The organism is Marinilabilia rubra (assembly GCF_003121985.1).
Classification (GTDB): domain Bacteria; phylum Bacteroidota; class Bacteroidia; order Bacteroidales; family Marinilabiliaceae; genus Marinilabilia; species Marinilabilia rubra.
This window is the reverse complement of sequence record NZ_QEWP01000001.1, coordinates 486,632-499,459: the sequence shown is the minus strand read 5'-3', so window position 1 is coordinate 499,459 and position 12,828 is coordinate 486,632. Positions and strand designations below refer to the sequence as shown.

The window sequence follows — 12,828 nt, the reverse complement described above, 5'->3', positions numbered from 1 at the left end:
GCAGGTGCAGAGGGGCCTTTGTCGATGTCTATAATTCTTCGGCGGTTCCCTGAACGGCTTCAATAGCCTCTTTTGCCGACTTTGAGAAAGCGTGAGCTTTAACATTGACCTTGGCTTTGAGTTCTCCTTGCCCCAAAATTTTCACAAGATCATGTTTACCAATGAGTCCGGCATTGTAAAGAACATCAGGAGTAATCTCCGCGGTATTGCTTTTTTCAACCAATTCCTGAAGAGTACGAATATTAATTGATTTGTACTCTTTACGGTTAAAGTTTTTGAAACCGTATTTAGGTACTCTTCTCTGCAATGGCATCTGACCTCCTTCGAAACCTTCCTTCTTGGAGTAACCGGAACGTGATTTGGCTCCTTTATGTCCGCGAGTAGAAGTTCCACCCAGACCGGACCCAGGACCACGTCCAAGACGTCTCTTGTAGTGTGTCGATCCTTTTGCAGGTTTTAAATTATTTAATTCCATGATTTATATCGATAAAAACGTTAAACCAAAATTACTTTTCAACACTTACCAAGTGTTGCACTTTTTCGATCATACCGAGAATATTGGGAGTATCCTCATGTTCTACGGTACCGTTGAGTTTTTTCAGACCAAGGGCATCTAGGGTGCGCTTCTGCTGTTGATTACACCTGATGCGGCTTTTGACCTGGGTCACTTTTATCTTAGCCATTTGAAAGTGTTTTATCCGTTAAAAACTTTATCCAGGGTAACACCGCGTTGCATAGCAACTGTTCGGGCGTCACGCATTTCGCACAATGCATTGATCGTTGCTTTGACAAGGTTGTGCGCATTGGCCGAACCTTTTGACTTTGCCAAAACATCGGTAACGCCGGCACTCTCAAGTACGGCACGCATCGCACCACCAGCCACAAGACCGGTACCATGTGATGCAGGCTTCATAAAGATTTGTGCACCACCGAACTTAGTAACTTGCTCATGAGGAATGGTACCATTTAAGATGGGTACACGAACTATATTTTTCTTAGCCGCTTCCACTCCTTTAGCAATAGCAGTAGTTACCTCATTGGCCTTACCAAGTCCCCAGCCTACAACACCATTCTCATCACCTACGACAACAATGGCGGAAAAGCTAAAAGTACGCCCACCTTTTGTTACTTTGGTAACACGGTTAATGGCTACCAGGCGGTCTTTAAGTTCGATATCGTTGTTATTTCTAACTTTCTTATTGTTTCCAGCCATAATGTTTAGAATTTAAGACCGGCCTCTCTAGCAGCATCGGCCAATTGTTTAACTCTACCATGATACAAATACCCGTTACGGTCGAAAACCACATTCTCAATGCCAGCTTTCTGAGCTTTCTCGGCAATTAACTTTCCAACCAAAGCAGCTTTGTCTGATTTGGTTCCACTTTGAGATACAATATCTTTTACAAGTGAGGAAGCTGCCGCGAGGGTATTCCCGCTTTTGTCGTCGATCAATTGCACTGAAATCTGCTTATTGCTTCGATAAACCGACAAACGGGGTTTCTCAGCTGAGCCGGAAATGTTTTTCCTGACCCGCTTCTTAATTTTAAGTCTTCTATTTAGTTTTGAAAAAGCCATAATAAATAACTTATTTACTCAGATTAAACCTTTGCACTCTTACCAGCCTTACGACGAATCTGCTCACCAAGAAAGCGAACACCTTTTCCTTTGTAAGGTTCTGGTTTACGTAAAGAACGCAATTTAGCACATACTTGGCCAAGAAGCTGTTTATCAGCCGATTCAAGTGTAATCTTTGGATTACTTTTTCTATCGGTTTTGGCCTCTACTTTCACCTCAGCTGGTAGCTGCACATGAATGGGGTGTGAATATCCCAGTGAAAGCTCCAAAACCTGACCTGAATTCTGAGCTCGATAACCTACACCAACCAATTCCAGTTGCTGTTTATAACCTTCCGATACTCCAATCACCATATTGTTGATCAAAGAACGGTAAAGACCGTGCATTGCCTTAAACTTTTTCTCGTCTGAGGGCCTTTTCACTTCAATATTTCCGTCATTAACTTCCACGATCATATCGGGGTTGATCTCCTGGTGAAGCTCACCTTTGGGACCTTTTACAGTCACGGTGTTTTCCTTAACCGTTACGTTAACGCCGGAAGGTATGCTGATTGGTAAAATTCCTATCCTTGACATAACTAAACCTCCTTTTTAATATACGTAACACAATACTTCACCACCCACTTTTTCATTGCGGGCTTCTTTATCAGTCATAACCCCTTTGGAAGTGGATATAATCGCGATTCCTAAGCCATTCAAAACGCGAGGTACATTTCTATACCCGGTATATTTTCTCAAACCGGGAGTAGACACACGCATTAATTTTTTGATGGCTGCTTCTTTGGTAGCGGGGTCATACTTCAGAGCCATTTTAATAAGGCCCTGCTTCCCGTCATCCAAAACTTTGTAGTTGAGGATATAACCCTTGTCATACAAGATCTTGGTCATCTCCTTTTTCAAGTTGGAGGCTGGCACCTCAACAACTTTGTGCCTTGCCATAACGGCATTCCTGACTCTGGTCAGGTAATCTGCAATTGGATCTGTCATCTTCTTAAGTTTAAATTGATCCCGTACCCGGGACAATATTTAACACTTACTCTCCTTACCAACTGGCCTTTTTAACACCTGGAATCAATCCAGATGAAGCCAATTCACGAAAAGTAATCCTGCTAACACCAAACTGACGCATATATCCCTTGGGACGTCCGGTGATTTTACACCGGTTGTGCTGTCTTACGGGAGACGCATTACGAGGAAGTTTCTGCAATCCCTCGTAATCGCCTTCGGCCTTTAAGCGAGCCCTTTTTTCAGCGTATTTGGCAATAAGTTTGTCCCGTTTCCTATCACGGGCTTTCATGGATTCTTTTGCCATATTAACTAGTTCTTTTTAAGGTTTTTAAAAGGCAACCCGAATTCACGAAGCAATGAATATGCTTCTTCATCGGTTTTTCCTGAGGTGACAAAGGTAATATTCATACCCATAATTTTGTTCACCGTATCAATATTTATTTCAGGAAAAATGATTTGTTCCTCTACACCGAGGGTGTAATTTCCGCGGCCATCCAGTTTACTATTTATGCCATTAAAGTCTCGAATACGAGGCAAGGCCACGCGAATCAGACGCTCGAGAAATTCGTACATCTTATCGCGACGCAAAGTAACACTGGCACCGATGGGCATTCTCTTACGCAATTTAAAGTTGGAGATATCCTTCTTTGAATAACGGGGCACTGCCTGCTGACCGGAAATTGTTGTTAACTCCTTAACAGAGATATCAATCAATTTTTTATCGGCTACAGCATCGCCTACACCCTGGTTAATCACGATCTTCTCCAATCTTGGAACCTGCATAACGGTTTCGTAACTAAACTCCTTAACTAGAGCAGGTACGATTTGTTCCTTGTATTTAGCTTCTAATGTAGGTGTATAGCTCATTACTTGATCTCCTCTCCTGATTTTTTTGAATAACGAACCAATTTACCCTGATCATTCAATTTACGACCAATGCGGGTAGCCTGACCTGAAGAGGGATCCTTCAGGTTGAGATTGGAAATATGAACGGGGGCCTCCTTTTTCACGATGCCGCCCTGTGGGTTTTCAGAATTGGGTTTGGTATGTTTACTTACCATATTAACCCCTTCCACGATGGCGCGCTTCTTTTCGGGAAAGACCTCCAGGACTCTTCCTTCCTGACCTTTGCTGACACCGGTATTAACCATAACGATGTCACCTTTTTTGATATGTAATTTTCCCATAATTGTAACTCTTTAAAATTTAAAGCACTTCAGGCGCCAATGAAACAATCTTCATGTAACCTTCGCGAAGTTCACGTGGAATGGGCCCAAAGATACGGGTTCCACGCATTTCGCCCAAATTATTGATAAGCACACATGCATTATCATCGAAACGGATATAAGAGCCGTCGGCGCGCCTAACTTCTTTTTTAGTGCGAACCACAACCGCTTTACTCACGGTACCTTTCTTCATCTCGCTCGAAGGAAGGGCACTTTTTACAGTTACCACAACGCGATCGCCGATAGAAGCATATCTGCGTCCGGTTCCTCCCAGAACACGGATACAGAGGACTTCCCGGGCGCCACTATTGTCGGCAACACTAAGTCTGGATTCTTGTTGTATCATGATTACTTAGCTCTTTCAAGGATTTCAACTAATCTCCAACGTTTGGTTTTGCTCAAGGGACGTGTTTCCATAATACGGACAGTATCCCCTGTATTGCAGGTGTTTTCGGCATCGTGCGCGTGAAACTTCTTTGTCTTCTTCACAAATTTCCCGTAAATGGGGTGTTTTTCACGGATCACGACGGCAACAACGACGGATTTTTCCATCTTGTCGCTCACCACCACACCTATTCTTTCTTTTCTAAGATTTCTGGTTTCCATCTACTTACTATTTTTCATTAAGTTGCTTCTGACGCAGGATTGTTTTCATGCGTGCGATGTCTCGGCGGGTCTGCTTAATCTTCAAAGGATTCTCCAACGGAGAAATGGTATGATTAAGTTTCATACGAACCAGCTCTTGACTTAAAGTTTCGATACGCTCCTCAATTTCCTGAGGTGCCATCTCAATAATTTCTGAACTTTTCATACCTCTTAATCATTTGAAGATTCAACAAAATCCCGACGCACCACAAACTTGGTGGTAACGGGTAACTTTTGAGCAGCCAAACGCAGGGCTTCTTTGGCGATCTCGAAAGATACACCGTCGCATTCAATAAGCATGCGTCCGGGTGTAACGGGGGCCACAAATCCTTCTGGACTACCTTTACCTTTACCCATACGCACCTCTGCAGGTTTCTTGGTAATCGGTTTGTCGGGGAAGATACGAATCCAGATTTGCCCCTGACGTTGCATATAACGTGTCACTGCGATACGGGCAGCCTCAATTTGACGACCTGTAATCCATTTGGTCTGCAGTGATTTAATTCCAAAAGAGCCGAATGCCAGTTCATGCCCGCGTTGAGCATTTCCCTTCATTCTTCCCTTTTGTTGCCTTCTGTGTTTTACTTTTTTTGGTTGTAACATCGTTAATGTTTCAATTAAAGTTTAACGGATGATTACTTTCTTCTCTTTTTGAATCCGCCTTTACCGCGGCCACCTGATTCTTTCACATTGAAATTGGGTGAAAGATCGGGTTTACCATAAATTTCGCCTTTACAAATCCAGACTTTGATACCAATCAAACCTGTTTTTGTAAGAGCTTCGGCTTTTGCGAAGTCAATATCGGCACGGAAAGTATGAAGGGGAGTACGACCTTCTTTATACATTTCGGAACGAGCCATTTCAGCACCGTTCAAACGGCCTGCCACCTGGATTTTAATCCCCTCTGCTCCCATACGCATGGTAGAAGCAATAGCCATTTTAGTAGCACGGCGGTAGGCGATACGGCCTTCAAGCTGACGCGCAATATTATTGGCCACAATCAGGGCATCCATTTCGGGACGCTTTACTTCAAAAATATTAATTTGTACCTCTTTGTCGGTAATCTTCTTCAACTCCTCTTTCAGCTTGTCCACTTCCTGTCCACCTTTACCGATGATAATACCCGGGCGGGCAGTATATACAGTAATGGTAACGAGCTTCAAAGTACGCTCGATAATAATACGTGAAACACTGGCCTTGGCCAGACGAGCATTGAGGTATTTACGAAGCTTTGAGTCCTCCACCAGCTTATCGCCGTAGTCTTTCCCACCGAACCAGTTGGAATCCCATCCGCGGATAATTCCTAATCTGTTACTTATTGGATTTACTTTTTGTCCCATCTAGCTCAATTTAATTTTCTTGATTTTCTAACTTACTGTCAACCTTGATAGTCACATGGTTCGACCGCTTGCGAATGCGGTGTGCACGTCCTTGTGGAGCTGGTCTGAGTCTTTTCAGTATCCTAGCTGAATCCACATAAATCTCTTTAATATAGAGATTGGCATCTTCCAGCCGAACGTCCTCGTTCTTCTCTTTCCAGTTGGCAATAGCTGACAACAAAAGTTTCTCAACACGACGGGAGGCCTCCTTGGTGGAAAACTTCAGGACGTCAAGTGCCTGATTTACTTCCATCCCACGCACCATATCAGCTACGAGCCTCATTTTGCGGGGTGAAGTAGGCACATTTCGAAGCCTGGCCACAAATTCCTGTTTCCGGGCTTCTTTTATTTTTTCTGCTCTTATTCTTTTTCTTGCACCCATTTTTTTTTCATTAAAAAATTAGAACTGCGGGGGGCGTTTATCGTTTTTTGTTCCCACCATGACCTCTATAGGTACGCGTGGGAGCAAATTCGCCCAATTTATGTCCTACCATATTTTCGGTAACATAAACGGGAATAAATTTATTTCCGTTATGTACAGCTATGGTATGCCCCACAAATTCAGGGGCAATCATTGATGCACGGGCCCATGTTTTAATGACCGACTTCTTGCCGGATTCATTCATTGCTGCCACTTTCTGGTCGAGCTTATAATGAATATAGGGTCCTTTCTTTAACGATCTGCTCATAATTCAAACAATTAACCGATTACTTTTTCCTTCTTTCGAGAATGTACTTGGAAGAAGCTTTCTTAAGGTTACGAGTTTTATAACCTTTGGCAAGAACGCCTTTCCTTGATCTTGGATGTCCCCCAGAGGAGCGACCTTCACCACCACCCATTGGGTGATCGACTGGGTTCATAACCACACCACGAACACGAGGACGACGTCCCAACCAACGTGAACGTCCGGCCTTACCTGATTGTTCGAGGGCATGATCTGAGTTACCAACAGCGCCAACAGTGGCACGACAAGTGGTAAGCACCATTCTGGATTCTCCTGAAGGTAATTTCACAACGGCATATTTTCCTTCGCGAGCAGACAGCTGAGCAAAGGTACCGGCACTACGAGCCAATGCACCACCTTGTCCGGGACGCAATTCGATGTTGTGCACAATAGTACCCAGAGGAATGTCTCCCAAAGGAAGAGCATTTCCGATTTCGGGAGCGATTCCCGAACCTGAATTCACTTTGTGTCCAACCTGCAAACCGTTAGGTGCAAGAATGTACCGCTTTTCACCATCTTCATATACCAGCAAAGCGATTCGAGCACTACGATTAGGATCGTATTGAATTGAATCAACTGTTGCCGGAACACCGTCTTTATTTCTCTTGAAATCGATTACCCGGTACTTCCTCTTGTGACCGCCTCCGATGTAACGCATGGTCATTTTACCACTGTGGTTACGTCCTCCGGATTTTTTCAAAGGTCGCAATAAGGACTTCTCTGGTACACCTGAGGTAATCGTATCAAATGCACCAATAATTTTGTGTCTCTGCCCCGGTGTTGTGGGCTTTAATTTTCTTACTGCCATGTCAATTAAATATTGCTAAAGAAATCAATCTTATCTCCTTCGGCTAGTGTTACAATTGCTTTTTTGAAAGAATTGGTTCGCCCGTTGATGATACCGCCTTTAGTATAACGTACTTTCTCTTTTCCGGCATAAACAATAGTGTTTACACTGGTAACAGAAACGCTATACATGTCCTCAACAGCTTTTTTAATTTCTATTTTGTTGGCACGCTTGTCCACAATAAAGCCGTATCGGTTCAGGGTATCGCCAAGCCAGGTCATTCTTTCCGTTACTATAGGCTTAATAATTACTTCCATGACTTAGTTTGTTAAGCGTTAAAAAGTTGCGCGATTTCTTCAACCGAGCTTTCTGCTAGTACCAGCGACTGGGCTTTCATAATACTGTAAGTATTAAGTCCGGAAAGCGTAGCAACCTCTGATTTTGGAACATTACGAGATGAAAGAACGATGTTACGATCCACATCTTTCAAAACCACTAATGAACTTTTACCGTCCACGTTCAGGCTTTTGCGAATGTTTACAAATTCTTTGGTTTTTGGAGCTTCCAGTTTAAAGTCTTCGACTACAACAATCGCATTGTTTTTGGCTTTATAAGCCAGAGCCGATTTACGAGCCAGCTGCTTCAGTTTTTTATTCAACTTAAAGCTGTAGTTGCGTGGTCTGGGACCGAATACGCGTCCACCCCCACGAAAAACCGGAGATTTCAAACTACCGGCACGAGCTGTACCCGTACCTTTTTGCTTTTTAATTTTCTTAGTACTCCCGGCAATTTCAGCGCGCTCTTTAGATTTATGCGTACCCTGACGGTTATTGGCCAGATACTGTTTCACATCAAGATAGATGGCATGATCGTTGGGCTCAATACCGAAAACAGAGTCAGGCAATTGCACTTTTCTGCCGGTTTCCTGTCCTTGTATGTTAATTACGTTCAGTTCCATTACTTTTCAATAATTAGATATGAACCCTTAGGTCCAGGAACAGACCCTTTAACCATCAACAGGTTATTTTCGGGAATAACTTTAATCACTCTCAGGTTTTCGATTTTCACTCGGTCACCGCCTGTACGGCCGGCCATTCTCATGCCCTTAAACACCCTTGACGGGAACGAAGAACCGCCCAAAGAACCTGGTGCACGCAAACGGTTATGCTGACCGTGGGTGCTATCACCAACACCGCTAAAACCGTGGCGTTTTACAACACCCTGAAACCCTTTTCCTTTCGAAAGGCCGGTAACATCTACAAACGTGTTCTCATCGAAGAGATCAACGGTAACAACATCACCTAATTTCAGTTCTTCTTCGAACTCTTTCAATTCAACCAGCTTGGCCTTGGGAGTAGTACCTGCCTTTTTGTAATGCCCCTTCATAGGGTTGGTGGTACTTTTCTCTCTCTTTTCGTCGAAAGCCAACTGAATGGCTTCATACCCATCGGTTTCCTGTGTTTTAACCTGGGTGACGACGCAAGGACCAGCTTCGATAACAGTGCATGGAATGTTTTTTCCCTCGGCACTGAAAACGGAAGTCATTCCGATTTTTTTTCCAATTAATCCTGGCATTGCTTAAAGATTTAAAATTAGATCACACTTTAATTTCTACTTCCACACCACTGGGAAGTTCCAGTTTCATGAGGGCATCAATTGTTTTAGCAGTAGAACTGTAAATATCGATCAACCGCTTATAAGATGCCAACTCATATTGCTCACGTGCCTTTTTGTTAACAAAGGTCGAGCGCAATACTGTGAAAATCCGCTTATGTGTGGGCAGCGGAATGGGGCCACTTACGACAGCCCCGGTGGTCTTCACTGTCTTCACGATCTTCTCGGCAGACTTGTCTACCAAATTATGATCGTATGACTTTAATTTGATTCTTATTTTTTGATTCATAATCCTTGATGAGAACTGTTTCTATAATAATTCGACTTTACCTTTTGCCTCTTTCACAACCTCTGTTGCAATGTTCTTAGACACCTCTTCGAAGTGACTGAACTCCATAGAGGAAGTAGCACGACCGGATGAAATGGTACGCAAAGCTGTAACATAACCAAACATTTCAGCCAAAGGAACCATCGCCTTAACCACACGGGCTCCTGACTTAGATTCCATACCTTCAACCTGTCCACGACGCTTATTGAAGTCTGAAATCACATCACCCATGTACTCTTCGGGAGTTACGACCTCAACTCTCATGATAGGTTCAAGCAAAACTGGTTTTGCTTTCATACTCGCAGCTTTGAATGCCTGACGCCCTGCCACCTCAAACGAAAGCTGATCGGAGTCAACCGGGTGGAAAGATCCATCAAGCAGTTCCACTTTAAGGCTATCAACATTAAAGCCTGCCAAAACACCATTCTTCATGGCATCTTTGAATCCTTTTTCAACAGAAGGGATGAATTCTTTTGGAATGTTACCTCCTTTGATAAGATCAACAAACTGCAAGCCATCTTCTCCCTCGTCGGCTGGGCCAACTTTAACCACAACATCGGCAAATTTACCGCGACCACCAGTCTGCTTCTTAAATACTTCACGGTGATCAACAGTTTTGGTAATTGCTTCTTTGTAGTTAACCTGAGGACGTCCCTGGTTACACTCAACCTTAAACTCACGTTTCAAACGATCGATAAGGATTTCAAGGTGAAGCTCTCCCATACCACGGATAATGGTCTGTCCGCTTTCTTCATCAGTTTCAACACGGAAAGTTGGATCTTCTTCAGCTAATTTTGCAAGCCCGTTTCCAAGTTTATCCATGTCTTTCTGGCTCTTTGGCTCAACAGAAACCGCGATCACCGGATCAGGGAATTCCATTGATTCCAATACAATTGGGTGCTTCTCGTCGCAAAGGGTATCTCCTGTACGAATATCTTTAAATCCAACACCAGCACAAATATCTCCGGCAGAGATACTCTCTTTAGGAAGCTGCTGTTTTGATTTCATTTGATACAGACGAGAGATGCGTTCTTTTTTCTCGGTACGAGAATTCCAAACATAAGAGCCGGAGTCGATACGACCAGCATAAACACGCATAAACGCCAAGCGTCCAACAAACGGGTCGGTGGCAATTTTAAAGGCAAGCGCGGTAAATGGAGCGTCCTCATCATTAGGACGAGCTTCTTCTTTACCGGTTCTGGGATTGGTACCTTCAATCTCAGCCACATCAGTAGGCGCAGGAAGGAAACCAACAACAGCGTCAATTAAACGCTGAACACCTTTATTTTTGAAAGCCGAACCACACAACATAGGAACCACTTTCATATCAAGAGTAGCCTGACGCAATACATCAAGCAATTGTTCTTTAGTGATAGAATCAGGATCGTCGAAATATTTCTCCATCAACTCATCATCGTATTCAGCAACTGATTCAATGAGTTTTCCTCTCCATTCTTCAACTTCGTCAGCCATTTCGGCTGGTACGTCCTGAAGTTCGTAACGTGCGCCAAGCACATCATCGTCAAACCAAACAACAGCCTTGTTTTCGATCAGATCGACAACACCGGTAAAGTCATCTTCAGCACCGATTGGTACTTGAAGAGGCACTGGATTTGCTCCAAGAACTTCTTTAACCTGACGAACCACTTCAAAGAAGTTAGCTCCTGAGCGGTCCATTTTGTTCACAAAACCAATCCGGGGCACACCATATTTATCGGCCTGTCTCCAAACAGTCTCAGATTGTGGTTCAACTCCACCAACGGCACAGAATACAGCAACAGCACCGTCAAGAACCCTCAACGAGCGCTCTACTTCCACAGTAAAGTCAACGTGACCCGGGGTGTCAATGATGTTAATTTTATATTCCTCACCGTTGTATTTCCAATTGGTAGTAATGGCAGCGGAAGTAATGGTAATACCTCTTTCCTGCTCCTGCTCCATCCAGTCCATAGTAGCGGAACCATCGTGCGTCTCACCAATTTTGTGAGTCATACCGGTATAAAACAAGATCCGCTCAGTAGCGGTTGTCTTACCGGCATCAATATGAGCCATGATTCCGATATTCCTGGTATATTTTAAGTCTGCCTTTGCCATATTAAGGTATCCTTTTTAATTAAGTTTAAAATCTGAAATGGGCAAATGCACGGTTGGCTTCCGCCATTTTGTGCATATCCTCTTTTCGCTTGAAGGCTCCGCCTTCCTGGTTATATGCAGCAACAATCTCAGCACTCAGTTTCTCGGCCATTGAACGACCGCTACGCTTACGGGCAAATGCAATCAGGTTTTTCATACTCACTGACATCTTGCGGTCAGGTCTGATTTCGGTAGGAACCTGAAAGGTAGCACCCCCAACACGACGGCTTTTAACCTCAACTGAAGGAGTCACATTTTCCAATGCTTTTTTAAACATTTCAAGGGTTGACTTTCCCTCTTTCTCTGCTTTTTCGTTAATACGATCCATGGCATCGTAGAAGATTCCATAAGCGATCGATTTTTTACCATCCAGCATCATGTTGTTCACGAACTGGGTCACCAAAGTGTCATTAAACCTTGGATCTGGAAGAATAATTCTCTTCTTTGGTTTACTCTTTCTCATCTCTTCTTTTTTGTTTATCAGCTTTTTCTTTCATTGGCTGTATCCGTGTCTTCAACGGCCTTACGACCATTTACTCAACCTTTTTACAAACCAACAAACAAAACCAAACAGTGAAACTAATGATTACTTCTTAGGACGTTTTGTACCATACTTTGAACGACGCTGAGTACGTCCTTCAACACCTGAGGCATCAAGTGCTCCGCGAACCAAGTGGTAACGTACACCAGGCAAGTCCTTTACCCTGCCACCACGCACCAATACAATTGAGTGCTCCTGCAGGTTATGTCCTTCTCCAGGGATGTAAGCGTTCACTTCTTTCCCATTGGTCAATCTAACCCTCGCCACTTTACGCATGGCTGAGTTTGGCTTCTTAGGTGTGGTTGTGTAAACTCTCACACAAACACCTCGTCTTTGCGGACAAGCATTCAAAGCGGGGGATTTACTTTTTTCCACCTGCTTCTTCCGTCCCTTCTTTACTAACTGATGAATTGTTGGCATATAAACAATTATTTTAAACTTAAAATACTCTTTTAAAACGGGTTGCAAAGGTATGGCTTTTTCATTAAAAATCTCACTGATTTTCAACATTTTTCACACCTCTGCACAAAAAAGCGGTGCAAAAGTACTAATTTTCAATTGAAAAACCACAAAAGAAGGAAATTTTTTCTTGTAAATATTTGGTTAAAAATACTTTTAGCTTAAATCAGGGCTGCTTTAAAGGTTTTGAAAAGGATAACTTTTTTTTGTCAGATGCCGAAAAAACAGGAAACTTTAGTATTTTGCCCCCTAACAAAAAGAATTTCGTGATATCTATTTGCAAATCATATCAAAACAACAAACAAGCTCAAATCATCATTTTGCCCAATAAATTTTGCGTACAGGCTTCTTATTACGAAAATCCCTAACCACTTCCAAGTGGTGTTATATTACAGATTAGATTCTTTGG

24 protein-coding genes are annotated in these 12,828 nt (G+C 43.2%); all 24 read right to left on the bottom strand.

What is annotated here, in order from left to right:
* Nucleotides 1–28: 28 nt before the first annotated feature.
* The 24 genes from rplO to rpsL all read right to left on the bottom strand — a co-directional run bounded on the left by rplO (nucleotide 29) and on the right by rpsL (nucleotide 12,380).
* Complete coding sequence (gene rplO / locus DDZ16_RS02135; protein ID WP_109262759.1) at nucleotides 29–475, bottom strand: 50S ribosomal protein L15; 447 nt, start codon at nucleotides 473–475, stop codon at nucleotides 29–31.
* A 31-nt stretch (nucleotides 476–506) separates the two neighbouring features.
* On the bottom strand, nucleotides 507–683 hold the full coding sequence (gene rpmD, locus DDZ16_RS02130) for a 50S ribosomal protein L30 (protein ID WP_109262758.1): 177 nt from the start codon (nucleotides 681–683) through the stop codon (nucleotides 507–509).
* A gap of 11 nt (nucleotides 684–694) precedes the next feature.
* Entirely contained in the window at nucleotides 695–1,213 is a 519-nt protein-coding gene (rpsE, locus tag DDZ16_RS02125) for a 30S ribosomal protein S5 (RefSeq protein WP_109262757.1), read from the bottom strand.
* A gap of 5 nt (nucleotides 1,214–1,218) precedes the next feature.
* A complete protein-coding gene (gene rplR / locus DDZ16_RS02120) occupies nucleotides 1,219–1,575 on the bottom strand; it encodes a 50S ribosomal protein L18 (RefSeq protein WP_109262756.1) in 357 nt (118 codons plus the stop codon).
* A 23-nt stretch (nucleotides 1,576–1,598) separates the two neighbouring features.
* Entirely contained in the window at nucleotides 1,599–2,150 is a 552-nt protein-coding gene (rplF, locus tag DDZ16_RS02115; protein WP_109262755.1) for a 50S ribosomal protein L6, read from the bottom strand.
* A gap of 15 nt (nucleotides 2,151–2,165) precedes the next feature.
* Complete coding sequence (gene rpsH / locus DDZ16_RS02110; protein ID WP_109262754.1) at nucleotides 2,166–2,561, bottom strand: 30S ribosomal protein S8; 396 nt, start codon at nucleotides 2,559–2,561, stop codon at nucleotides 2,166–2,168.
* A gap of 55 nt (nucleotides 2,562–2,616) precedes the next feature.
* A complete protein-coding gene (gene rpsN, locus DDZ16_RS02105) occupies nucleotides 2,617–2,886 on the bottom strand; it encodes a 30S ribosomal protein S14 (protein WP_109262753.1) in 270 nt (89 codons plus the stop codon).
* Nucleotides 2,887–2,891: 5 nt separating this feature from the next.
* A complete protein-coding gene (gene rplE, locus DDZ16_RS02100) occupies nucleotides 2,892–3,449 on the bottom strand; it encodes a 50S ribosomal protein L5 (protein WP_109262752.1) in 558 nt (185 codons plus the stop codon).
* Nucleotides 3,449–3,769 carry a 50S ribosomal protein L24 gene (rplX, locus tag DDZ16_RS02095; protein WP_109262751.1) on the bottom strand — a complete coding sequence of 107 codons (321 nt, stop codon included), beginning with the start codon at nucleotides 3,767–3,769 and terminating at the stop codon, nucleotides 3,449–3,451. Before rplX ends, rplE begins: the two co-directional genes overlap by 1 nt.
* A gap of 19 nt (nucleotides 3,770–3,788) precedes the next feature.
* A complete protein-coding gene (gene rplN / locus DDZ16_RS02090; protein WP_109262750.1) occupies nucleotides 3,789–4,154 on the bottom strand; it encodes a 50S ribosomal protein L14 in 366 nt (121 codons plus the stop codon).
* A 2-nt stretch (nucleotides 4,155–4,156) separates the two neighbouring features.
* The gene (gene rpsQ / locus DDZ16_RS02085; RefSeq protein ID WP_109262749.1) at nucleotides 4,157–4,414 is read right to left on the bottom strand and encodes a 30S ribosomal protein S17; all 258 of its coding nucleotides are present in this window, start codon (nucleotides 4,412–4,414) and stop codon (nucleotides 4,157–4,159) included.
* Nucleotides 4,415–4,421: 7 nt separating this feature from the next.
* Nucleotides 4,422–4,619, bottom strand: coding sequence for a 50S ribosomal protein L29 (rpmC, locus tag DDZ16_RS02080; RefSeq protein WP_109262748.1), 198 nt, complete (start codon nucleotides 4,617–4,619; stop codon nucleotides 4,422–4,424).
* Between the two features lie 5 nt (nucleotides 4,620–4,624).
* Nucleotides 4,625–5,056: a 50S ribosomal protein L16 gene (gene rplP / locus DDZ16_RS02075; RefSeq protein WP_010663212.1), complete on the bottom strand. Its 432-nt coding sequence runs from the start codon at nucleotides 5,054–5,056 to the stop codon at nucleotides 4,625–4,627.
* Between the two features lie 32 nt (nucleotides 5,057–5,088).
* Nucleotides 5,089–5,793: a 30S ribosomal protein S3 gene (gene rpsC / locus DDZ16_RS02070; protein WP_109262747.1), complete on the bottom strand. Its 705-nt coding sequence runs from the start codon at nucleotides 5,791–5,793 to the stop codon at nucleotides 5,089–5,091.
* A 10-nt stretch (nucleotides 5,794–5,803) separates the two neighbouring features.
* Nucleotides 5,804–6,214: a 50S ribosomal protein L22 gene (rplV, locus tag DDZ16_RS02065; protein WP_109262746.1), complete on the bottom strand. Its 411-nt coding sequence runs from the start codon at nucleotides 6,212–6,214 to the stop codon at nucleotides 5,804–5,806.
* A 37-nt stretch (nucleotides 6,215–6,251) separates the two neighbouring features.
* Entirely contained in the window at nucleotides 6,252–6,521 is a 270-nt protein-coding gene (gene rpsS, locus DDZ16_RS02060; RefSeq protein WP_010663215.1) for a 30S ribosomal protein S19, read from the bottom strand.
* Between the two features lie 19 nt (nucleotides 6,522–6,540).
* On the bottom strand, nucleotides 6,541–7,365 hold the full coding sequence (rplB, locus tag DDZ16_RS02055) for a 50S ribosomal protein L2 (RefSeq protein WP_109262745.1): 825 nt from the start codon (nucleotides 7,363–7,365) through the stop codon (nucleotides 6,541–6,543).
* 5 nt (nucleotides 7,366–7,370) lie between these two features.
* Nucleotides 7,371–7,661, bottom strand: a complete 291-nt coding sequence (rplW, locus tag DDZ16_RS02050) for a 50S ribosomal protein L23 (protein WP_109262744.1) — start codon at nucleotides 7,659–7,661, stop codon at nucleotides 7,371–7,373.
* Nucleotides 7,662–7,672: 11 nt separating this feature from the next.
* Nucleotides 7,673–8,302 carry a 50S ribosomal protein L4 gene (gene rplD, locus DDZ16_RS02045; protein ID WP_109262743.1) on the bottom strand — a complete coding sequence of 210 codons (630 nt, stop codon included), beginning with the start codon at nucleotides 8,300–8,302 and terminating at the stop codon, nucleotides 7,673–7,675.
* Nucleotides 8,302–8,919 carry a 50S ribosomal protein L3 gene (rplC, locus tag DDZ16_RS02040; RefSeq protein WP_109262742.1) on the bottom strand — a complete coding sequence of 206 codons (618 nt, stop codon included), beginning with the start codon at nucleotides 8,917–8,919 and terminating at the stop codon, nucleotides 8,302–8,304. The genes rplD and rplC overlap by 1 nt, the downstream gene beginning before the upstream one ends.
* A gap of 22 nt (nucleotides 8,920–8,941) precedes the next feature.
* Complete coding sequence (gene rpsJ, locus DDZ16_RS02035) at nucleotides 8,942–9,247, bottom strand: 30S ribosomal protein S10 (RefSeq protein WP_010663220.1); 306 nt, start codon at nucleotides 9,245–9,247, stop codon at nucleotides 8,942–8,944.
* A gap of 21 nt (nucleotides 9,248–9,268) precedes the next feature.
* On the bottom strand, nucleotides 9,269–11,380 hold the full coding sequence (gene fusA / locus DDZ16_RS02030) for an elongation factor G (protein WP_109262741.1): 2,112 nt from the start codon (nucleotides 11,378–11,380) through the stop codon (nucleotides 9,269–9,271).
* A 25-nt stretch (nucleotides 11,381–11,405) separates the two neighbouring features.
* A complete protein-coding gene (gene rpsG, locus DDZ16_RS02025; RefSeq protein WP_109262740.1) occupies nucleotides 11,406–11,882 on the bottom strand; it encodes a 30S ribosomal protein S7 in 477 nt (158 codons plus the stop codon).
* A gap of 123 nt (nucleotides 11,883–12,005) precedes the next feature.
* On the bottom strand, nucleotides 12,006–12,380 hold the full coding sequence (gene rpsL, locus DDZ16_RS02020) for a 30S ribosomal protein S12 (RefSeq protein WP_010663223.1): 375 nt from the start codon (nucleotides 12,378–12,380) through the stop codon (nucleotides 12,006–12,008).
* Nucleotides 12,381–12,828: the final 448 nt, after the last annotated feature.

Coding starts and splice junctions, on each gene's coding strand:
- rpmC (WP_109262748.1), bottom strand. CDS start 4,619: ATGAAAAGTTCAGAAATTATTGAGATGGCACCTCAGGAAATTGAGGAG.
- rplF (WP_109262755.1), bottom strand. CDS start 2,150: ATGTCAAGGATAGGAATTTTACCAATCAGCATACCTTCCGGCGTTAAC.
- rpsE (WP_109262757.1), bottom strand. CDS start 1,213: ATGGCTGGAAACAATAAGAAAGTTAGAAATAACAACGATATCGAACTT.
- rplX (WP_109262751.1), bottom strand. CDS start 3,769: ATGGGAAAATTACATATCAAAAAAGGTGACATCGTTATGGTTAATACC.
- rplD (WP_109262743.1), bottom strand. CDS start 8,302: ATGGAACTGAACGTAATTAACATACAAGGACAGGAAACCGGCAGAAAA.
- rplP (WP_010663212.1), bottom strand. CDS start 5,056: ATGTTACAACCAAAAAAAGTAAAACACAGAAGGCAACAAAAGGGAAGA.
- rpsC (WP_109262747.1), bottom strand. CDS start 5,793: ATGGGACAAAAAGTAAATCCAATAAGTAACAGATTAGGAATTATCCGC.
- rpsS (WP_010663215.1), bottom strand. CDS start 6,521: ATGAGCAGATCGTTAAAGAAAGGACCCTATATTCATTATAAGCTCGAC.
- rpsJ (WP_010663220.1), bottom strand. CDS start 9,247: ATGAATCAAAAAATAAGAATCAAATTAAAGTCATACGATCATAATTTG.
- rplB (WP_109262745.1), bottom strand. CDS start 7,365: ATGGCAGTAAGAAAATTAAAGCCCACAACACCGGGGCAGAGACACAAA.
- rplR (WP_109262756.1), bottom strand. CDS start 1,575: ATGGCTTTTTCAAAACTAAATAGAAGACTTAAAATTAAGAAGCGGGTC.
- rplC (WP_109262742.1), bottom strand. CDS start 8,919: ATGCCAGGATTAATTGGAAAAAAAATCGGAATGACTTCCGTTTTCAGT.
- rpsL (WP_010663223.1), bottom strand. CDS start 12,380: ATGCCAACAATTCATCAGTTAGTAAAGAAGGGACGGAAGAAGCAGGTG.
- rplW (WP_109262744.1), bottom strand. CDS start 7,661: ATGGAAGTAATTATTAAGCCTATAGTAACGGAAAGAATGACCTGGCTT.
- rplN (WP_109262750.1), bottom strand. CDS start 4,154: ATGATACAACAAGAATCCAGACTTAGTGTTGCCGACAATAGTGGCGCC.
- rpsN (WP_109262753.1), bottom strand. CDS start 2,886: ATGGCAAAAGAATCCATGAAAGCCCGTGATAGGAAACGGGACAAACTT.
- rplE (WP_109262752.1), bottom strand. CDS start 3,449: ATGAGCTATACACCTACATTAGAAGCTAAATACAAGGAACAAATCGTA.
- fusA (WP_109262741.1), bottom strand. CDS start 11,380: ATGGCAAAGGCAGACTTAAAATATACCAGGAATATCGGAATCATGGCT.
- rplO (WP_109262759.1), bottom strand. CDS start 475: ATGGAATTAAATAATTTAAAACCTGCAAAAGGATCGACACACTACAAG.
- rplV (WP_109262746.1), bottom strand. CDS start 6,214: ATGGGTGCAAGAAAAAGAATAAGAGCAGAAAAAATAAAAGAAGCCCGG.
- rpmD (WP_109262758.1), bottom strand. CDS start 683: ATGGCTAAGATAAAAGTGACCCAGGTCAAAAGCCGCATCAGGTGTAAT.
- rpsH (WP_109262754.1), bottom strand. CDS start 2,561: ATGACAGATCCAATTGCAGATTACCTGACCAGAGTCAGGAATGCCGTT.
- rpsQ (WP_109262749.1), bottom strand. CDS start 4,414: ATGGAAACCAGAAATCTTAGAAAAGAAAGAATAGGTGTGGTGGTGAGC.
- rpsG (WP_109262740.1), bottom strand. CDS start 11,882: ATGAGAAAGAGTAAACCAAAGAAGAGAATTATTCTTCCAGATCCAAGG.